Source organism: Catellatospora paridis, assembly GCF_009720365.1.
GTDB lineage: Bacteria > Actinomycetota > Actinomycetes > Mycobacteriales > Micromonosporaceae > Catellatospora > Catellatospora paridis.
The window spans coordinates 97,534-111,929 of sequence record NZ_WBZD01000042.1 but is presented as its reverse complement, the minus strand read 5'-3'; the positions used below and the strand labels follow the sequence as shown (position 1 = coordinate 111,929).

14 protein-coding genes are annotated in these 14,396 nt (G+C 73.7%); 3 read left to right on the top strand and 11 right to left on the bottom strand.

The window, feature by feature from the left end; genetic code table 11:
• Positions 1–95 precede the first annotated feature (95 nt).
• A complete protein-coding gene (locus F9C41_RS37520; RefSeq protein WP_155391600.1) occupies positions 96–953 on the bottom strand; it encodes an ABC transporter permease in 858 nt (285 codons plus the stop codon).
• Entirely contained in the window at positions 950–1,855 is a 906-nt protein-coding gene (locus F9C41_RS37515) for an ATP-binding cassette domain-containing protein (protein ID WP_155391599.1), read from the bottom strand. Before F9C41_RS37515 ends, F9C41_RS37520 begins: the two co-directional genes overlap by 4 nt.
• Before the next feature lie 131 nt (positions 1,856–1,986).
• On the opposite strand from F9C41_RS37515, the gene F9C41_RS37510 reads away from it, so the two are divergent.
• Positions 1,987–3,279 carry a sensor histidine kinase gene (locus tag F9C41_RS37510; protein WP_230690302.1) on the top strand — a complete coding sequence of 431 codons (1,293 nt, stop codon included), beginning with the start codon at positions 1,987–1,989 and terminating at the stop codon, positions 3,277–3,279.
• Positions 3,276–3,932 (top strand): response regulator, encoded by a 657-nt coding sequence (locus tag F9C41_RS37505; protein ID WP_155391598.1) that lies wholly within the window; start codon positions 3,276–3,278, stop codon positions 3,930–3,932. The genes F9C41_RS37510 and F9C41_RS37505 overlap by 4 nt, the downstream gene beginning before the upstream one ends.
• 6 nt (positions 3,933–3,938) lie before the next feature.
• Here the strand turns inward: F9C41_RS37505 and F9C41_RS37500 are convergent, their stop codons facing one another.
• From F9C41_RS37500 to F9C41_RS37460, 9 genes are all read right to left on the bottom strand, one after another.
• Positions 3,939–4,655: a pyridoxamine 5'-phosphate oxidase family protein gene (locus tag F9C41_RS37500; RefSeq protein ID WP_155391597.1), complete on the bottom strand. Its 717-nt coding sequence runs from the start codon at positions 4,653–4,655 to the stop codon at positions 3,939–3,941.
• Between the two features lie 102 nt (positions 4,656–4,757).
• Complete coding sequence (locus F9C41_RS37495) at positions 4,758–5,423, bottom strand: copper resistance CopC family protein (protein WP_196280117.1); 666 nt, start codon at positions 5,421–5,423, stop codon at positions 4,758–4,760.
• 57 nt (positions 5,424–5,480) lie between these two features.
• The gene (locus F9C41_RS37490; protein WP_155391595.1) at positions 5,481–6,713 is read right to left on the bottom strand and encodes a DUF1501 domain-containing protein; all 1,233 of its coding nucleotides are present in this window, start codon (positions 6,711–6,713) and stop codon (positions 5,481–5,483) included.
• Between the two features lie 20 nt (positions 6,714–6,733).
• Positions 6,734–8,050 (bottom strand): DUF1800 domain-containing protein, encoded by a 1,317-nt coding sequence (locus F9C41_RS37485; protein ID WP_155391594.1) that lies wholly within the window; start codon positions 8,048–8,050, stop codon positions 6,734–6,736.
• Between the two features lie 90 nt (positions 8,051–8,140).
• Positions 8,141–9,409, bottom strand: a complete 1,269-nt coding sequence (locus F9C41_RS37480; RefSeq protein ID WP_155391593.1) for a hypothetical protein — start codon at positions 9,407–9,409, stop codon at positions 8,141–8,143.
• A gap of 24 nt (positions 9,410–9,433) precedes the next feature.
• Positions 9,434–10,219: an ABC transporter permease gene (locus F9C41_RS37475; RefSeq protein WP_155391592.1), complete on the bottom strand. Its 786-nt coding sequence runs from the start codon at positions 10,217–10,219 to the stop codon at positions 9,434–9,436.
• Positions 10,216–11,181 (bottom strand): ATP-binding cassette domain-containing protein, encoded by a 966-nt coding sequence (locus F9C41_RS37470; protein ID WP_155391591.1) that lies wholly within the window; start codon positions 11,179–11,181, stop codon positions 10,216–10,218. The genes F9C41_RS37475 and F9C41_RS37470 overlap by 4 nt, the downstream gene beginning before the upstream one ends.
• Before the next feature lie 11 nt (positions 11,182–11,192).
• Positions 11,193–12,083: a DUF4097 family beta strand repeat-containing protein gene (locus F9C41_RS37465; protein WP_155391590.1), complete on the bottom strand. Its 891-nt coding sequence runs from the start codon at positions 12,081–12,083 to the stop codon at positions 11,193–11,195.
• A gap of 72 nt (positions 12,084–12,155) precedes the next feature.
• Positions 12,156–12,671, bottom strand: a complete 516-nt coding sequence (locus F9C41_RS37460; RefSeq protein WP_155391589.1) for a ribbon-helix-helix protein, CopG family — start codon at positions 12,669–12,671, stop codon at positions 12,156–12,158.
• A 252-nt stretch (positions 12,672–12,923) separates the two neighbouring features.
• Between F9C41_RS37460 and F9C41_RS37455 the strand changes: the two genes are divergently transcribed.
• On the top strand, positions 12,924–14,369 hold the full coding sequence (locus F9C41_RS37455) for a coiled-coil domain-containing protein (RefSeq protein WP_155391588.1): 1,446 nt from the start codon (positions 12,924–12,926) through the stop codon (positions 14,367–14,369).
• Positions 14,370–14,396 lie beyond the last annotated feature (27 nt).

The following is a 14,396-nucleotide window of genomic DNA, read 5'->3' as shown; positions in this document are numbered from 1 at the left end:
ACCGGAACAGGTCGATGTCCTGGTCGGGTGCCGGTCAGTGTTGGGAAGGGCACCTTCTGCAACGCATATCGATGTGAAGGTGCCCTTCCTTCGGTCTAGACGTCGCGGCGGCGGATGGTGAGGAGGGCGGGGATGAGGAGGAGGAGGGGCCAGGCGGCTAGGACCAGCCAGGACTCGGTGATGGTGGCGGGGAAGTAGTCGGGGCGTGGCGGGGGCATCCAGCCCGTGGTGAGGCGGTTCCAGGCGACGCCGGGCATCAGGTTGCTCAGCTCGGCCGACCAGCGCTTGTCCGAGGAGAACATCGTCGGGAGCATCAGCAGCAGGAAAATGCCGGTGACCATGGTGGTGGCGGCGTGCCGGATCAGCACGCCCAGGCACAGCCCGATGAGCGCGCACACCGGGGCGAGCAGGGCGGAGGCGGCCACGGCACGGATCGAGACCGGGTCCGAGAGGGACACCGCCGCGTCGCGGCCGGCGAGGATCGCCTGCGACACGGCGAACGAGCCGAAGGCGATGACGATGCCGGTCGCGGTCCAGACCCCGGCCGTCACCACCGCCTTGGCCAGCACCGTCGCGCCGCGCGCGGGCACGGCCGCCGTCGTGGTCCGGATCAGGCCGCTGCCGTACTCGGAGACCACGCTGAGCGCGCCGAGGCTGACCGCGACGATCATCAGGGTCAGGTAGCCCTCCTGCGGGAACGCGTCGCTGAGGGAGAACATGTGATCGCGCTGCGTCTCGGGCTCGTAGAACGGGAAGTTGTCGTAGTCGGCCTTGGCCGCCAGCGCGGCCGCTCCGAGGACGAACAGCGTGGCCAGGCCGAGCGTCCACGGGGTGGACCGCAGCGACCACAGTTTGATCCACTCGGCGGCGACCAGGTCCGTGAAGCGGGCCCGCGGTGCGGCGGCACGGGTGCGGGCGGGGACGGGCGGGGCCGGGTGCAGGGACGTGGTCATCGGGACCCGGCCAGGTGGTCGGCGTGGCCGGCGGTGATCTCCATGAAGGCTTCCTCCAGGCTGGTGGTGCGGGTGGTCAGTTCGTGCAGCTCGACGGCGTTGGCGAAGGCGAGCGCACCGACGCGTTCGGCGGACAGCCCGCGTACGGCGAGGTGGTCGGGTGCGGCGTCGACGGCGGCGCCCGCCGCGGTCAGCGCGGCGGTGAACGCGGCCGCCTGCGGGGTGCGCACGGTGACCTGCTGGCGGGTGCCGCGGTCGGCGAACGTGCGCAGCGGCTCGGCGGCGATGAGCCGGCCCTGGCCGATGACGACCAGGTGGTCGGCGGTGTGCTCCATCTCGGTCATCAGGTGGCTGGACAGGAACACGGTGCGGCCCTGCGCGGCCAGCCGCCGGAACAGGTGGCGCACCCAGCGCACGCCCTCCGGGTCCATGCCGTTGATCGGCTCGTCGAACATCAGCACCGGCGGGTCGCCCAGCAGCGCCGCCGCGATGCCCAGGCGCTGCTTCATGCCGAGGGAGAAGCCGCCGACGCGGCGGTGTGCCGCATCGGTCAGCCCCACCTCGGCCAGCACCTCGCCGACCCGCCGCCGGCCGATGCCGTTGCTGCGGGCCAGGGCGCTCAGGTGGGCCGCGGCGCTGCGCCCGCCGTGCACCTGCTGCGCGTCGAGCAGCGCACCGACGTGGTGCAGGCCCCGCGAGTGCGACCGGAACGGCACTCCGCCGACCGTGGCCGCGCCGCTGGTGGGCGCGTCCAGGCCCAGGATGACGCGCAGCGTGGTGGTCTTGCCCGCGCCGTTCGGGCCGAGGAAGCCGGTGACGTGTCCGGGCCGCACGGTGAAGGACAGGTCGTCGACGGCGGTCTTGCCGCCGTAGCGCTTGGTCAGGCCGATGACTTCGATCATGGGAACGATCCTGTCCGGCCGGGCGGCCGTGGGCATCGGGCCGTGGGCGGCAGTCGCAGGGCGGGTTGCGTCCCGCGGGCGTACGCCCACGGGCCGATGCCGCACCGCGCTGAGCTGGCTACTCTCGCCGGGTGGACCCCATCACCCCCGACCGGCGGCCGCGCCGGACCGCCCTGGCGCAGGTACGCGCCGTGCTGGCGTGGAGCGGCGCGCTGGCCTCGCCGTTGCTGCTGTACGTCGTGGTCGCCGACGGCGCGGGCGGCGGCAGCGTCGACCTGGTGCAGTGGCTGTCGGTGCGCCACCTGCTGCCCGCCCTGGCGCTGGCGCTGCCGTTCGCGCTGCTGCGCCGCCGGCCGCTCGTCGCGCTGGGCCTGCTGCTGCTCGGCTCCGCGGCGACCACCGTCGCGATCCACACCCAGGAGATCGCCTACCTCACCGACATGCGCTACCTGCAGATCATCGCCGTCGACCTGGCCGTGGCCGTCGTCGCGGCGAACCGGATGCGGCGGGTCTCCGCCGCCGTGGCCTTCGCCGCGCTGCTCGTCCAGGTCGTCATCGGCTACGGCAACGGCCTGAACACGCCCGTCTTCGAGTTCGAGATCCCCACCCTGGCCATGGCGCTGACCTGGACCGTCGGCAACTCGGTGCGGGCCCGGCGCGAGCACGCCGAGGCGATCCGGGTCCGGGCCGCGAGCCAGGCGACCACCGAGGAGCGCCTGCGCATCGCCCGGGAGCTGCACGACATGGTCGCGCACAGCATCGGCGTCATCGCCATCCAGGCGGGCATGGGCCGCCGCGTCATCGACACCCAGCCCGCCGAGGCCCGCAACGCGCTGCAGGCCGTCGAGGAGACCAGCCGCGAGACCCTGGCCGGGCTGCGGCGCATGCTGGTCGGACTGCGGCAGGACGCCCCCGCCGGGCTCGCCCCGGCCGCGCCCGCGCCGGTGCTCGCCGACCTGGACCGGCTGGCCGCCACCACCTCGGGTGCTGGGGTGCAGGTCACGCTCGACTGGCGCGGCGACCGGCGGCCGCTGCCCGCCGACATCGAACTGTCGGCGTACCGGGTGGTGCAGGAGGCCGTCACCAACGTGGTACGGCACGCGGCCACGCCCCGCTGTGCGGTGACCGTCGACTACCGTGACGCCGAGCTGTGCCTGGAGGTCACCGACGACGGCCGGGGCAGCGCCGCCCCCGGAGCCGGCTACGGCGTCACCGGGATGCGCGAGCGGGTGACCCTGCTCGGCGGCGAGTTCAGCGCCGGACCGCGCGCTGAGGGCGGCTGGCGGGTCACCGCACGGCTGCCGCTGCCCGAGCATGCCGCCGATGCATGGCGTTCGCCGGCGGAGCCAGGCACGGTCGTGCCGCCGCCCGTGGCGTCGCAGCGGGGCGCGACCGCCACGCACAGCGGGGCGGTCGTGCGATGACGGTCCGGGTGCTGCTCGCCGACGACCAGCCGCTGGTGCGGTCCGGGCTGCGGGTGCTGATCAACGAGACGCCCGACCTGGCCGTGGTCGCGGAGGCGGGCACCGGGGCCGACGCGGTCCGGCTGACCGCCGAGCTGCGCCCCGACGTGGTGGTGATGGACATCCGCATGCCGGGCATGGACGGCATCGAGGCCACCCGGCAGATCACCGCCGCGTCCGGACCCGCGCGGGTGCTCATGCTCACCACGTTCGACGAGGACGAGCACGTCTACGGCACGCTGCGGGCCGGGGCCAGCGGGTTCCTGGTCAAGGACATGGCGCTGGACGACATCCTGGCCGCGATCCGGGTCGTCGCCGCCGGGGACGCGCTGATCGCGCCGAGCGTCACCCGCCGGCTCATCGCCGACTTCGCCGCCGGTCCGGCCGCCCCGCGCGCGGCACGCCCCGACCCGGGCATCACCGACCGGGAACGCGAAGTGCTCACCCTGATCGGCCGCGGTCTGTCCAACGGCGAGATCGCCCAGGAGCTGTTCATCTCCCCGGCCACCGCGAAGTCGCACGTCGCGCGGCTGCTCGGCAAGCTGGCGGCCCGCGACCGCGTTCAGCTCGTCATCACCGCGTACGAGCTGGGCCTGGTCACCCCGCCGGGCTGACGCCCGTCACCGGGTGTCGGCGGCCGACCCGACCCGGCGGCCCGGGGCGAGCCGCCGCAGCCAGCGCCGCAGCCGCGTGGGCCGGGCCACGTCGGCGGCCGAGGCCGCGCGTGCGGCGGCGTCGGCGGCCGCGCCGAAGAAGTCGCCGCCCTTGCGCCGTACGTCGTCGGTGCCCCACTCGCGCTTGCGCGGCGCCTTCGCCATCCGCGGGATGTGCTTGGCGCAGTGGATGTACGCCTCCTGCACCTCGACCAGCACCCAGCGTTCGGCCCGCCGCCCGGGGACCGGGTCGATCGGCAGCTCAGGGTAGGCGGCGCGGGCGATCTCGTCCTCCACCACCGAGGCGCGGCCGTTGACGTGCAGCCCGATGACGTCGCTGACGAAGTCGACGAACAACAGTCCCACGTGGCCGTTCTCGGTGATGTTGCCCAGGCTCGCCATCACCCCGTTGCCGCGGTACTCGGGCCAGGTCAGGTGGGTGGCGTCGAGCACGTGCACGAAACCCGCGGGCCCGGCGCGGAACGTGTTGTCGCACTCCCCGTCGGCGTCGGAGGTCGCGACGAACATCATCTCCTGGCGGCTGACGAACGCGGTCATGCGCTCGTTGAGGTGGTCGAGCTGTTGCTGGTCGTAGAAGCGCTGGGCTCGTCCGGCGGTGCCGTGCGCCTGCTGGAGACGGCGCTCTCCGGCCGAACCCTGCACCTTCTCGACGATCCGGGTCATCTCGTCCCCCTCCGCCGCGCGCCCCCGCGGGTGCGCCTGCGAACGAGATTCACGGACGGCGGGCGGCCCGCGTCGCACAGCGGGTGCGACGCGGGCCCGAGGTCAGCGCGCGGTGCGCCGCCGGTGCACCAGCACGCCGCCGACGGCCAGCGCCGCCACCAGCCCGGCGAGCGCCCAGTAGGGCCAGGTCGGCGAGTCGGGCTCGGCAGGTGCGGTGGCGGACACGGTGATCGAGTTCCCGGACGCGGCGGGCGGCGGCGGCGCGGTCTGGCCGAGCAGCAGCGGGTCGGGCTGGTTGGTCGGCGGCTGCCAGCCGGCGGGCGCGGCGGTGATCTTGCCCTGGTAGTCGAAGCGGATCTCGCCGCTGACCCTGTCGCTGTCGGAGGCCACCGACAGGTAGGTGATGGTGTAGACGCCGGTCTGCGGCCAGTGCGACACGGGGATCACCGCCGGGAAGCCGGTCTTGTAGAGCTGCGGCTCCCAGTTGCCGTCGCGCAGCGTCAGCTCCTGCACCGGGCTGGGCAGCGGCTTTGGCTCACCACCGGACCAGCCGTGGTCCACGCGGGTGCCGTCGGGGGCCTTCACCGTGAAGTACGCGGCCGGGTTCGGCTTCTCGGTGAAGACCAGCCGCACGCTCTCGCGGGGCTCGGTCAGCGTGCTGCGGTCCACCGGGTCGGAGAAGGCCAGCTGGCCGTGCGCCTGCGCGGGGGAGGGCAGCAGCACGGCCACGGCCACCGCGGCGAGAACGGCGACGATCTTTCGAGACATGCGCATGAAGCTAAGCCATCGGCGTCGCGGGCACCATCCCCGCTTTGCGCCCGCCGGTCACCACCAGTCCAAGCGGCCCTTCCAGCCGTTGAGCGCGGCCCCCGGATCGGCCTGCAGGACCCGGTCCAGGGCGCTGGCGTACACGTCGCGGAAGTCGGTGGTGAACTTCAGGTCCCCGTCGTCGAGGTCGGTGAGGCTGGGCTGCTCGCCGTACAGTCCACCCGGGATCGACTCGCCGAGCACGAACACGTTGGACGCGGTGCCGTGGTCGGTGCCGTCGGAGGCGTTGGCCCGCACCCGGCGGCCGAACTCGGAGTAGACCAGCACCACCACGTCCCTGCCCGCCGGGTGGGCGGTGATGCGCTTGTAGAACGCGGTCAGGCCGCGGTCCAGGTAGGACAGCAGCGTCTCCTGCAGGTCGCGCTCGTCGGCGTGGGTGTCGAAGCCGCCCAGCGACACCGAGAACATCCGCGTCGACACTCCGGCCTCGATGCACTGCGCGACCAGGTCGAGCTGCGCCTGCAGCCCGGCCAGGCCGCCGGTGCCGGTCGCCGGGACCTTCTCCTCGTCACCGCCGTCGCTGTCGGGGTCGGTGTCCTTGACCTGCTGGGCCATCTCCCGCACCCGGGCCAGGTCGCCGAAGCAGGCCGCGGCCCGCGCCTGCAGCGGCGGCTCCCCGGCCGACGGCTTGGCGAACCCGGCCAGGGCCTGCGCGGTGACCGCCTTGGGCAGCTTCACGTCGGCCGCGCCGATCACCGCACCGGCGCTCCTCTCCCCGGCCAGCAGCGGCGGCAGCACCTTCTCGAACGACACGGCCAGCCGCGGGTCGCCGCCCGCGCCGTCGAGCCAGCGGCCGATCCAGCCGGTGTTGCCGGGCCGCTCCGGGTTGGCGGTCTGCCAGATGTCCATCGAGCGGAAGTGGCTGCGGTCGGGCTTGGGGTAGCCGACACCGCGTACGACGGCCAGCTTCTTGCTCCCGAACAGCTCGTGCAGCCCCTTCAGCGCCGGGTTCAGGCCGGTGGCGTCGTCGAGTCTGAGCACCTCACCGCCGTCGTAGGCCAGCTCGGGCCGGGCGTCCTGGTAGGCGCGGTCGGCGTACGGGATGACGGTGTTGAGGCCGTCGTTGCCGCCGTACAGCGTGATGACGACGAGCGTCTTCGCGCCCTCGGGGCGGTCGCCGGCAGTGTCGAGGATGTCGGACAGGGCCAGCGTGGTCGCGCCCGCGGCCAGCGCCGCGCCGCCGACGACGCCGCTGGCGATCAGGAACCTGCGCCGGGTCGTGGTGTCCATCGGGCGTCCTCCTCGAAGTCTCAGTGCACCGCGTACTCGGGGCTGATCAGCCCCAGCACGGTCAGCTTCCGGGCATCCTTGGCCGCGTCGGCCAGCACCGCCCGGGTCCGGTCGGTCCAGGCGTCCACGACCAGCAGCCGGGCCAGCGCCTCGGGCCGCCCGGCGACCGGGGCGGCGGACAGCCGCTCCAGGAACGCGGGGCTCGCCGCGGCGGACAGGGCCTGCGCCAGCTGCACCCGGGTCTGCGTGGCGAACGTGTTGAGCCAGGCCGTGCCCGACGGCCAGCCGCCGACGCTCGGCGGCTTGAACGGCACCTGGTCGAGCCGGTTCAAGCCCTGGTAGAGCTGCTTGCGCTGCTTGTCGTCAGCCGCGCCGCCGGCGCCGAGCTGGCGCACCGCGCCGACCAGCCACTCCACCGGCTGCTTGACCAGCTGCCCGCCGGTGGCGGTGAACTGCTCGTCCACCAGCAGCGCCCGGACCAGCGCGGTGACGTCGTGCCCGGCGAACGCGGCCGACAGCCGGTCGCGTACGGGGGCCGGCATGGGCTCGCCGGAGGCGAACCGGAACCACAGTCGCGCGGGCAGGAACGTGTCGGCGGCGGGCTGCGCCAGGATGGCCTCGGCCAGCGAGTCCGCGTCCAGCGGGCCGGTGCGGCCGAGCACGGTCTTCTCACCGGGGTCGTGGCGGGCCTGCTGGAAGGCGGCCGTGCCGTCGACCCGGTCCACGGTCCAGCCGGTCAGTGCGCGGGCCGCGGCCTTCACATCGGCCTCGGTGTACGCGCCGATGCCGAGCGTGAACAGCTCCATCAGCTCGCGGGCCAGGTTCTCGTTCGGAGCCTTGCGGGTGTTGCGCTGCCCGTCCAGCCAGTGGATCAGTGCGCCGTCGCGCAGCATCGCCCGCACCAGCACCCCGAAGTCGCCCCGGCCGTCGCGCCGGAAGGTCTGCTGCTGGGCCAGCATCAGCCCGGCCGACTTGACCTTCTGCACGCTGGTGGCCCAGTGGCCGTGCCAGAAGAAGACCAGCTTCTCGGCCAGCTGGTGGTCCGCGGCGACCATCCGGTCCACCCACCAGTGGGTGAGCTGCTGCACCTGCTCCTTGCGGGCCTGCTGGGCACGCTGGCGCTGCTCGCGGGTCGGCTTCTTGGGCAGGTCCGTGTAGGGGTCCGCGCCGAGTTTCGGGGCGGGTGTGCGCGCCGCGCCCCGGTCGGCGCCGGTCGGCGCGAGCAGCTGCTCGACGGTCGCCTGGTATCCGGCCCGCTCGGCCCGGTCGACCTCGTCGGCGGTGGGCCCGAACGTTGCCCTCCGCAGCAGGTGCGCGACCTTCTCCCGTTCCGCCATGCGCCGATCCTAGGCAGGTATCGATCCGGATCGCGCCCGCAGCGTGTTCGGGCAATGTAAGGCCACGGCGGGTGAAGGCGCGGTCACCGCTCAGCGGGACGGCTTGCGGTGCATACGGTAGTGCAGCACGAGGAACGGCAGGCCGAAGACCCGGAACGCGTGCTCGGCCCGCAACTGCCCGTCCTGCACGTACACGTCGAGGTCCTCGGCGAAGCCGTGCACCGCTGCCGTGGTCAGCCGCCCGTCCTGCGGGTCGACGAGGCTCAGGTAGTGCCCGGGCTGGTCCAGTGCGCTGCGGCTGGTCAGCGACAGGCCGCCGCCCGGCCGGGCCCGCGGCTCCAGGGTCGCCGTGAAGCCCGCCTGCGGCAGCGGGAAGCCGACGCTGACGTAACCGCGCCCGTCGTGCCGGTAGGTCGTGTAGACGCCGACGTAGATGGGCTCGTCGGTGTCGGCGAACGAGCGGATCCAGCCGCGGACCGTGATCGTGCCGTTCTGGCGGACGGTGTCGATGCGGCTGCGTACGCCCCGCTGCGTCTCGCGCTGGTTCATCGGCACGTTGGCCTGCCCCAGTGGCCGGGCCAGCAGGTTGCGGTAGAGCAGGTAGCCGGGCCGGACCCAGACCCGCCAGCGGGGCTCGATGTCCAGGGTGAACCGGGTGGTGTGCTCGTAGAACTCGCGCACCAGCGGGTCCACCCCGGCCGGGTCGAAGCCCGGTCCGGCCAGTTCGTCGAGCGAGGCGACGATGCCGACATCGGGGGTGTCGGGGAGGTAGTCGCCGCCGAGCTCCGCCGCGAGGTCGGCCACGTAGCCGGTGCCGACGTAGCGGGTGCGGGCCGCCAGCGGCACCACGAACGGCAGCCGCGCCGGGTCGACCCGCTCGGCCAGCAGGCTCACCTGCGGGTCGCGGAACAGCAGCGCGGACAGCACCCGGAACACCGCGACGGTCACCGCCGCCACGATCGCCGCGGGCACGCCCGCCATGGCCCAGCCGAGCGCCGCCCCGACCAGCGGGCCGAGCACGACCTTGTGCGGGCGGATGCCCAGCAGCCCCGCGACGCCGCCGGCGATGACGCCGACGAGCAGGGAGCTCGCGCCCAGGCCGCCCAGCGCCCAGCCGAACGGTGCGGCCAGGGCGGCGCTCATGACGATGCGGGACCACAGCGCCGGGATCTCACCGGGTCGCTGCCGCGCGCGGGCCAGCAGGTCGACTGCCCCGAGCAGCAGCGCGCCCGTGAGCGCGCCGGCCGCCATCGCCCGGGTTCCCCACGACGCGGACACCGCGCTGCCCGCGACCGCACCGATCAGGGCCGCGAGCACAACCGATCCACGGCGGTCGGGCGTTCGGGCTGCATCGCTCATCGGGGGAGGTTAGCGCGGTCCGGCTCAGCGCACGCCGTCGCGGTTGTAGCGGGCGCGGGCCCAGTAGAAGCAGCCCACGGTGATGGCCACCGACCAGGCCACGGCCAGCCAGGCGCTGTTGCCGATGCCGGTGCCCAGCAGCAGGCCGCGCACGGTCTCCATGACGGGGGTGAACGGCTGATACTCGGCGACCCAGCCGACGGCGTCGGGCATGGAGTCGGTGGGCACGAAGCCGCTGCCCAGGAACGGCAACAGGATCAGCGGCATGGGCAGGTTGCTGGCCGACTCGACGGTGCGCGCGGTCAGCCCGCACGCCACGCCGAACCACACGCAGGCGAACGAGACCAGGGTCAGCAGCCCGGCGGCGGCGACCCACTCGACCGGCGTCGCGTTCGGACGGAAGCCGACGGCCACCGCCACGCCGACCACCACGGCGAGGGCGACGACCAGCTGGACCAGGTTGCCCAGCACATGCCCGGTCAGCACCGAGGGCCGGAAGATGGCCATGGTGCGGAACCGGGCGATGATGCCCTCGGTCATGTCCTGCGCCACCCCGATCGCGGTGAGCTGCGGTGCGCTGGCGATGGCCAGCAGCAGGATGCCCGGGGTGACGTAGTTGGCGTAGGCCGCCCGGCCGCCGCCCGCGGCGATGCCGTCGCCCAGCGTGCCGCCGAAGACGTACACGAACAGCAGCAGCATGACGACGGGGATGCCGATGAGAAACATGATCATCGGGTAGCGGCGGGCGCGCAGCAGGTAGCGCCGCAGCATGGTGGTCGAGTCCCGCAGCGCGTAGGCGGTGGTGCTCATCGGTTGCTCGCTCCTTCGAGGGTGGCGGCGGTGTCGGGCCGGCCGGTCAGGGTGAGGAAGACGTCGTCGAGGTCGGGGGTGTGCACGGTCAGCTCGGCGATCTCGACGGCGGCGCCGTCGAGCCGGTCCAGCACCTCGCGCAGTGAGCGGACCCCACCGTCGCTGGGCACCTGCAGGGTCAGCGCGTCGTCGTCGCGCGTCGACGTGCCGAACACCCCAGCGGCGGACTCCAGCTCGGCCGGCCCGGCGAAGCGCAGCCGGATGTGGCCGCCGGGAATGAGCCGCTTGAGTTCCGCCGGGGTGCCCTCGGCGATGATCCGCCCGTGGTCGAGCAGGGCGACCCGGTCGGCGAGCTGGTCGGCCTCCTCCAGGTACTGCGTGGTCAGGAAGATGGTGACGCCGCTCGCGACGAGGCCGCGGATGCTGTCCCACATGGTCCGGCGGCTGCGCGGGTCCAGCCCGGTGGTCGGCTCGTCGAGGAAGACCACCCGCGGGTTGCCGACCAGGGTCATCGCCAGGTCGAGGCGGCGCTTCATGCCGCCGGAGTAGGTGGTGGCCGGCTTGGCGGCCGCCTCGGTCAGCTCGAAGCGCGCGAGCAGATCGGCGATGCGGCGGCGGCCCTCGCGGCGGTCCAGGTGGTTGAGGTCGGCCATCAGGGCCAGGTTCTCCGCGCCGGTGAGGTAGTTGTCCACGGCGGAGAACTGGCCGGTGAGGCCGATCGCGGCCCGGACCGCGTCGGGGTCGCTCGCCGGATCGTGGCCCGCGATGCGGATCTCGCCGGCGTCCGGGCGCAGCAGGGTGGACATGATGTTGACGGCGGTGGTCTTGCCGGCGCCGTTGGGGCCGAGCAGGGAGAAGATCGTGCCGGTGGGCACGCGCAGGTCGATGCCGGCCAGGACGGTCTTGTCGCCGTACGCCTTGCGCAGGCCGGTGACCTCGATGGCGTTCGCGGGGGTGGGCATGGCGCGTCCTTTCAGGATCGGTGGATGACGATGTCGCCCCAGTGGGTCCGGGCGCGCACCTCGACGCGCTCGTCGGACTCCTCCGGGCCGGGGACGTTGTCGAGGGAGTTGCGCACCGTGCCGGTGGACCTCAGGTCCAGCCACACGGCGGTGCCGGTCGGGATGCCGACGTCGATGCGGCCGGCGGAGGTCTCCAGCACGTGCGTGCCGCGCACCGCGGCGCCGACGCGGATGTCGCCGTACGCGGTCTTCGCGGTGAGCCCGGCCTCGGCCCGCTCGACCGTGACGTCGCCGTTGGCGGTCTTCGCGCTGAGCTCGGCCACGGCCCGCCCGACGGTGATGGGGCCGTCCGCGCCGTTGATCCGGCCGGTGCCGGTGATCGTGCCGACCTCGCAGCCGCCGGTCGAGCTCTTGATGACGGCGTTGCCGGCGACGAGCCCGACGCGGGTGCGCCCGGCGCCGGTGGTGAGTTCGGCGTCGCCGAGCACCCGGTCGGCGCTGACCTCGCCCGCGCCGGTGTTCGCCCGCAGGTGCCCGGTCTGCCCGAAGTACAGCCGGCCGTAGCCGGTGGAGAACCGGCAGTCGCCCAGCGGCCCGTCGGCGTGCAGGTCGCCCATGCCGGTGTCGCCGTCGAGCGAGGACCCGGCCGGCAGGTGGATCTCCACGTCGAGAGACCCGGGCCGGCCCAGCAGCGTGTTGAGGTGCTTCGGCGTCTTCACCAGCAGGCGGCCGTCGGCGTACTCCACGCGGGTCTGCTCGGCGATCCGGACGGACTTGGCGCTGTTGTTGGCGGGGCGCACCTCGACCACGGTGTCGGTGCGCTCGGTCGCCACGATCCGGATGTCAGCGGCGATGACGCTCAAGGACACGGTGATCGGCTCAGGTGTGTCGAATGTGGGCATGGTGGTTCCCTCGCATCGGTCTGGTCGGTGAATCCGCGGGAAGGCGTGGTGGGCGGCGAGCGGCCGCGGCGGTCAGCGGGCCCAGCCGGTGTAGCGCTGGCCCAGATCGGTGCCGCCGGGCCGGGCGGCCGGGCGCGGCGCGGCCGCGGCGTCCAGGGCCGCCGCGGCGGCCCGGACCAGCCAGGAGTTGGCGGACAGCCGCTCGCGGGCGGCCGCCTCGTCGATGCGCGCCTTCAGCTCGTCGGGCAGGCGCAGGTTGATCCGTGAGGTCGCGCCCTTCTCCCCGGCGGTGTCGTCCCAGGCCGGTGCGGCAACGGGGGCGGCCACGTGCTCGTCCGGCGGGCTCTGCCGGGTGTTGACCACGAAGGCGGGATTGAGCCCGCGCAGGCGCACCTCGACCGAGCCGGGAGCGAGTTCGCGGGTGATCTCGTCGGCCGCTGCCGAGAGCGCCTCGAGCAGCGTGAGCCGGATCGCCGACTCGAGCGGCACGGCGAGGCGCTCGGCGAGGGCGCGTGCCTCCTCGCCGGCGGTCTCAGCGGCGACGGCCAGCTCGGCTCGGAGCTTCTCCACATACGGCGTCAGTTCCATGGCACCACTATGGCACCACGCTGGTGCCATATGCAAGCTAGCTTGGCTCAATTGTGGTGCCAAGGTGTCCCGTGGGCCCCGATCCGACACAAACGTGAACGGTCGGTGGACTGGTGGCGGGGCGGGGTGACGGCGAACATAGGGACGCCGGTACCGTCTGCGGATGCGCAGGCGGGTATGCCGGCCGCACCGCATCCCCCGCGGCGCGGCTCCCGCCGGCCGACGCGTTCGTGATTTGTGGAAGGAAGACGTATGTCTCAGGGCGAGGACGTACTCGCACTACGCGACGACCTGGCGGCACGGCCCGACTTCGAGGTCACGCTGCGCGGCTACGACAAGCGGCAGGTCGAGCAGTACATCGCGCGCATCAACGCCGAGGTGTCGTCGCTGTCGGCCGAGCGCGAGCGCGCGCTCGGTCAGGTCCGCGACCTCACCGAGCGGCTGAAGCGCCAGCACACCGACCTGTCCGAGCTGGCCGAGCTGCGCCAGCGTCCGGCGCAGGTCGAGCGGGCCTCCTTCCGCCACCTGGGCCCGATGGTGGACCAGATCCTGGAGCTCGCCGAGAAGCAGGCCGAGGCGATCACCACCACGACGGCGCAGCAGATGGCGCACCACAAGGACGAGGCGGAGAAGATCCTCGTCGACGCCCGGGAGCAGGCCGACCGACTGCGCGCCGAGAGCGAGGGCGCCCTGGAGCGCGCCGAGCAGGAGCTCAAGCGGGTGCACGACCAGAACGCCCAGCAGGCCGAGCACGCCCGCGCCGAGGCCGACGCCCTGGTCGAGGCCGCCCGGGTGCGGGTGCAGCAGGAGGTCGAGGCCGCCCGTGCGCAGACCCAGCAGGAGGTCTCGCAGTGGAAGGCCAACGTCGAGCGCGAGCTCGTCGAGCTGCGTGCGGCCGCCGAGCGTGAGCTGGCGGGCCAGCGCACCGCGGTGAACCAGAAGAACGCCGCGCTGCACGCCGAGGCCCAGCAGCACGCGTCCGACCTGCGCCGTCGCGCCGACGACCAGAACGCCGCCCACCAGCAGCAGCTCACCGTCGTGCAGCAGGAGATCCGGGCCCGCCGCCAGGCGCTGGCCCAGCTGCAGGCCGAGCTGGACATCGCCCAGCAGCGCCTGGTGCAGTCGCGCCAGGACGGCGCCACCGCCGAGCGCGACGTGGCCCAGCTGCAACAGCGGCTGAGCGAGACCACCCAGGAGCTCAGCCACGAGCTGCACCGGCTGGAGGAGGCGCGCCGGTCGGCCGAGTCCGCCGAGCGCCACGCCGTTGCGGTGCGGGCCCGGGTGCAGCGCGAGGCCGAGCGGGTGGCCAACCTGGCCGCCGCGGCCGTCATGGCCGCCGCCGTGGGCGGAGTCGAGACCGGCGAGTACCCGCGGGTGCAGATGCGCCCGAACCCCCGGCACTCGGCCGCCGAGCCCGAGGAGGCCAGGGTGGTCGCCGACCAGCACGCCGGACCGGCCGAGGAGCCCCAGCAGGCCGAGGCGCGGGAGCCGGAGCAGCCGCAGGACGAGCAGGTCGCGGAGGAGCGGGTCACGGACGAGCGGGTCACGGACGAGCAGCCCGAGGACGAGCGGGAGCAGCAGCGTCACGAGGGCGACCCCGAGCTCGCCGAGTACGCCAACGGCCGCCGCGACGGCGAGATCGCGGTTCCGGCGCAGCGGATGCCGCTGCCGGAGCGCGTCGGCGCGGACGCCGAGTAGCACGTCTACGCAGCACGGGCCCGCTCA

Excerpts from the sequence above, each read along its gene's own strand:
- F9C41_RS37520 (WP_155391600.1), bottom strand. The coding sequence starts at position 953 with ATGACCACGTCCCTGCACCCGGCCCCGCCCGTCCCCGCCCGCACCCGT.
- F9C41_RS37515 (WP_155391599.1), bottom strand. The coding sequence starts at position 1,855 with ATGATCGAAGTCATCGGCCTGACCAAGCGCTACGGCGGCAAGACCGCC.
- F9C41_RS37505 (WP_155391598.1), top strand. The coding sequence starts at position 3,276 with ATGACGGTCCGGGTGCTGCTCGCCGACGACCAGCCGCTGGTGCGGTCC.
- F9C41_RS37500 (WP_155391597.1), bottom strand. The coding sequence starts at position 4,655 with ATGACCCGGATCGTCGAGAAGGTGCAGGGTTCGGCCGGAGAGCGCCGT.
- F9C41_RS37495 (WP_196280117.1), bottom strand. The coding sequence starts at position 5,423 with ATGTCTCGAAAGATCGTCGCCGTTCTCGCCGCGGTGGCCGTGGCCGTG.
- F9C41_RS37490 (WP_155391595.1), bottom strand. The coding sequence starts at position 6,713 with ATGGACACCACGACCCGGCGCAGGTTCCTGATCGCCAGCGGCGTCGTC.
- F9C41_RS37485 (WP_155391594.1), bottom strand. The coding sequence starts at position 8,050 with ATGGCGGAACGGGAGAAGGTCGCGCACCTGCTGCGGAGGGCAACGTTC.
- F9C41_RS37480 (WP_155391593.1), bottom strand. The coding sequence starts at position 9,409 with ATGAGCGATGCAGCCCGAACGCCCGACCGCCGTGGATCGGTTGTGCTC.
- F9C41_RS37475 (WP_155391592.1), bottom strand. The coding sequence starts at position 10,219 with ATGAGCACCACCGCCTACGCGCTGCGGGACTCGACCACCATGCTGCGG.
- F9C41_RS37470 (WP_155391591.1), bottom strand. The coding sequence starts at position 11,181 with ATGCCCACCCCCGCGAACGCCATCGAGGTCACCGGCCTGCGCAAGGCG.
- F9C41_RS37465 (WP_155391590.1), bottom strand. The coding sequence starts at position 12,083 with ATGCCCACATTCGACACACCTGAGCCGATCACCGTGTCCTTGAGCGTC.
- F9C41_RS37460 (WP_155391589.1), bottom strand. The coding sequence starts at position 12,671 with ATGGAACTGACGCCGTATGTGGAGAAGCTCCGAGCCGAGCTGGCCGTC.
- F9C41_RS37455 (WP_155391588.1), top strand. The coding sequence starts at position 12,924 with ATGTCTCAGGGCGAGGACGTACTCGCACTACGCGACGACCTGGCGGCA.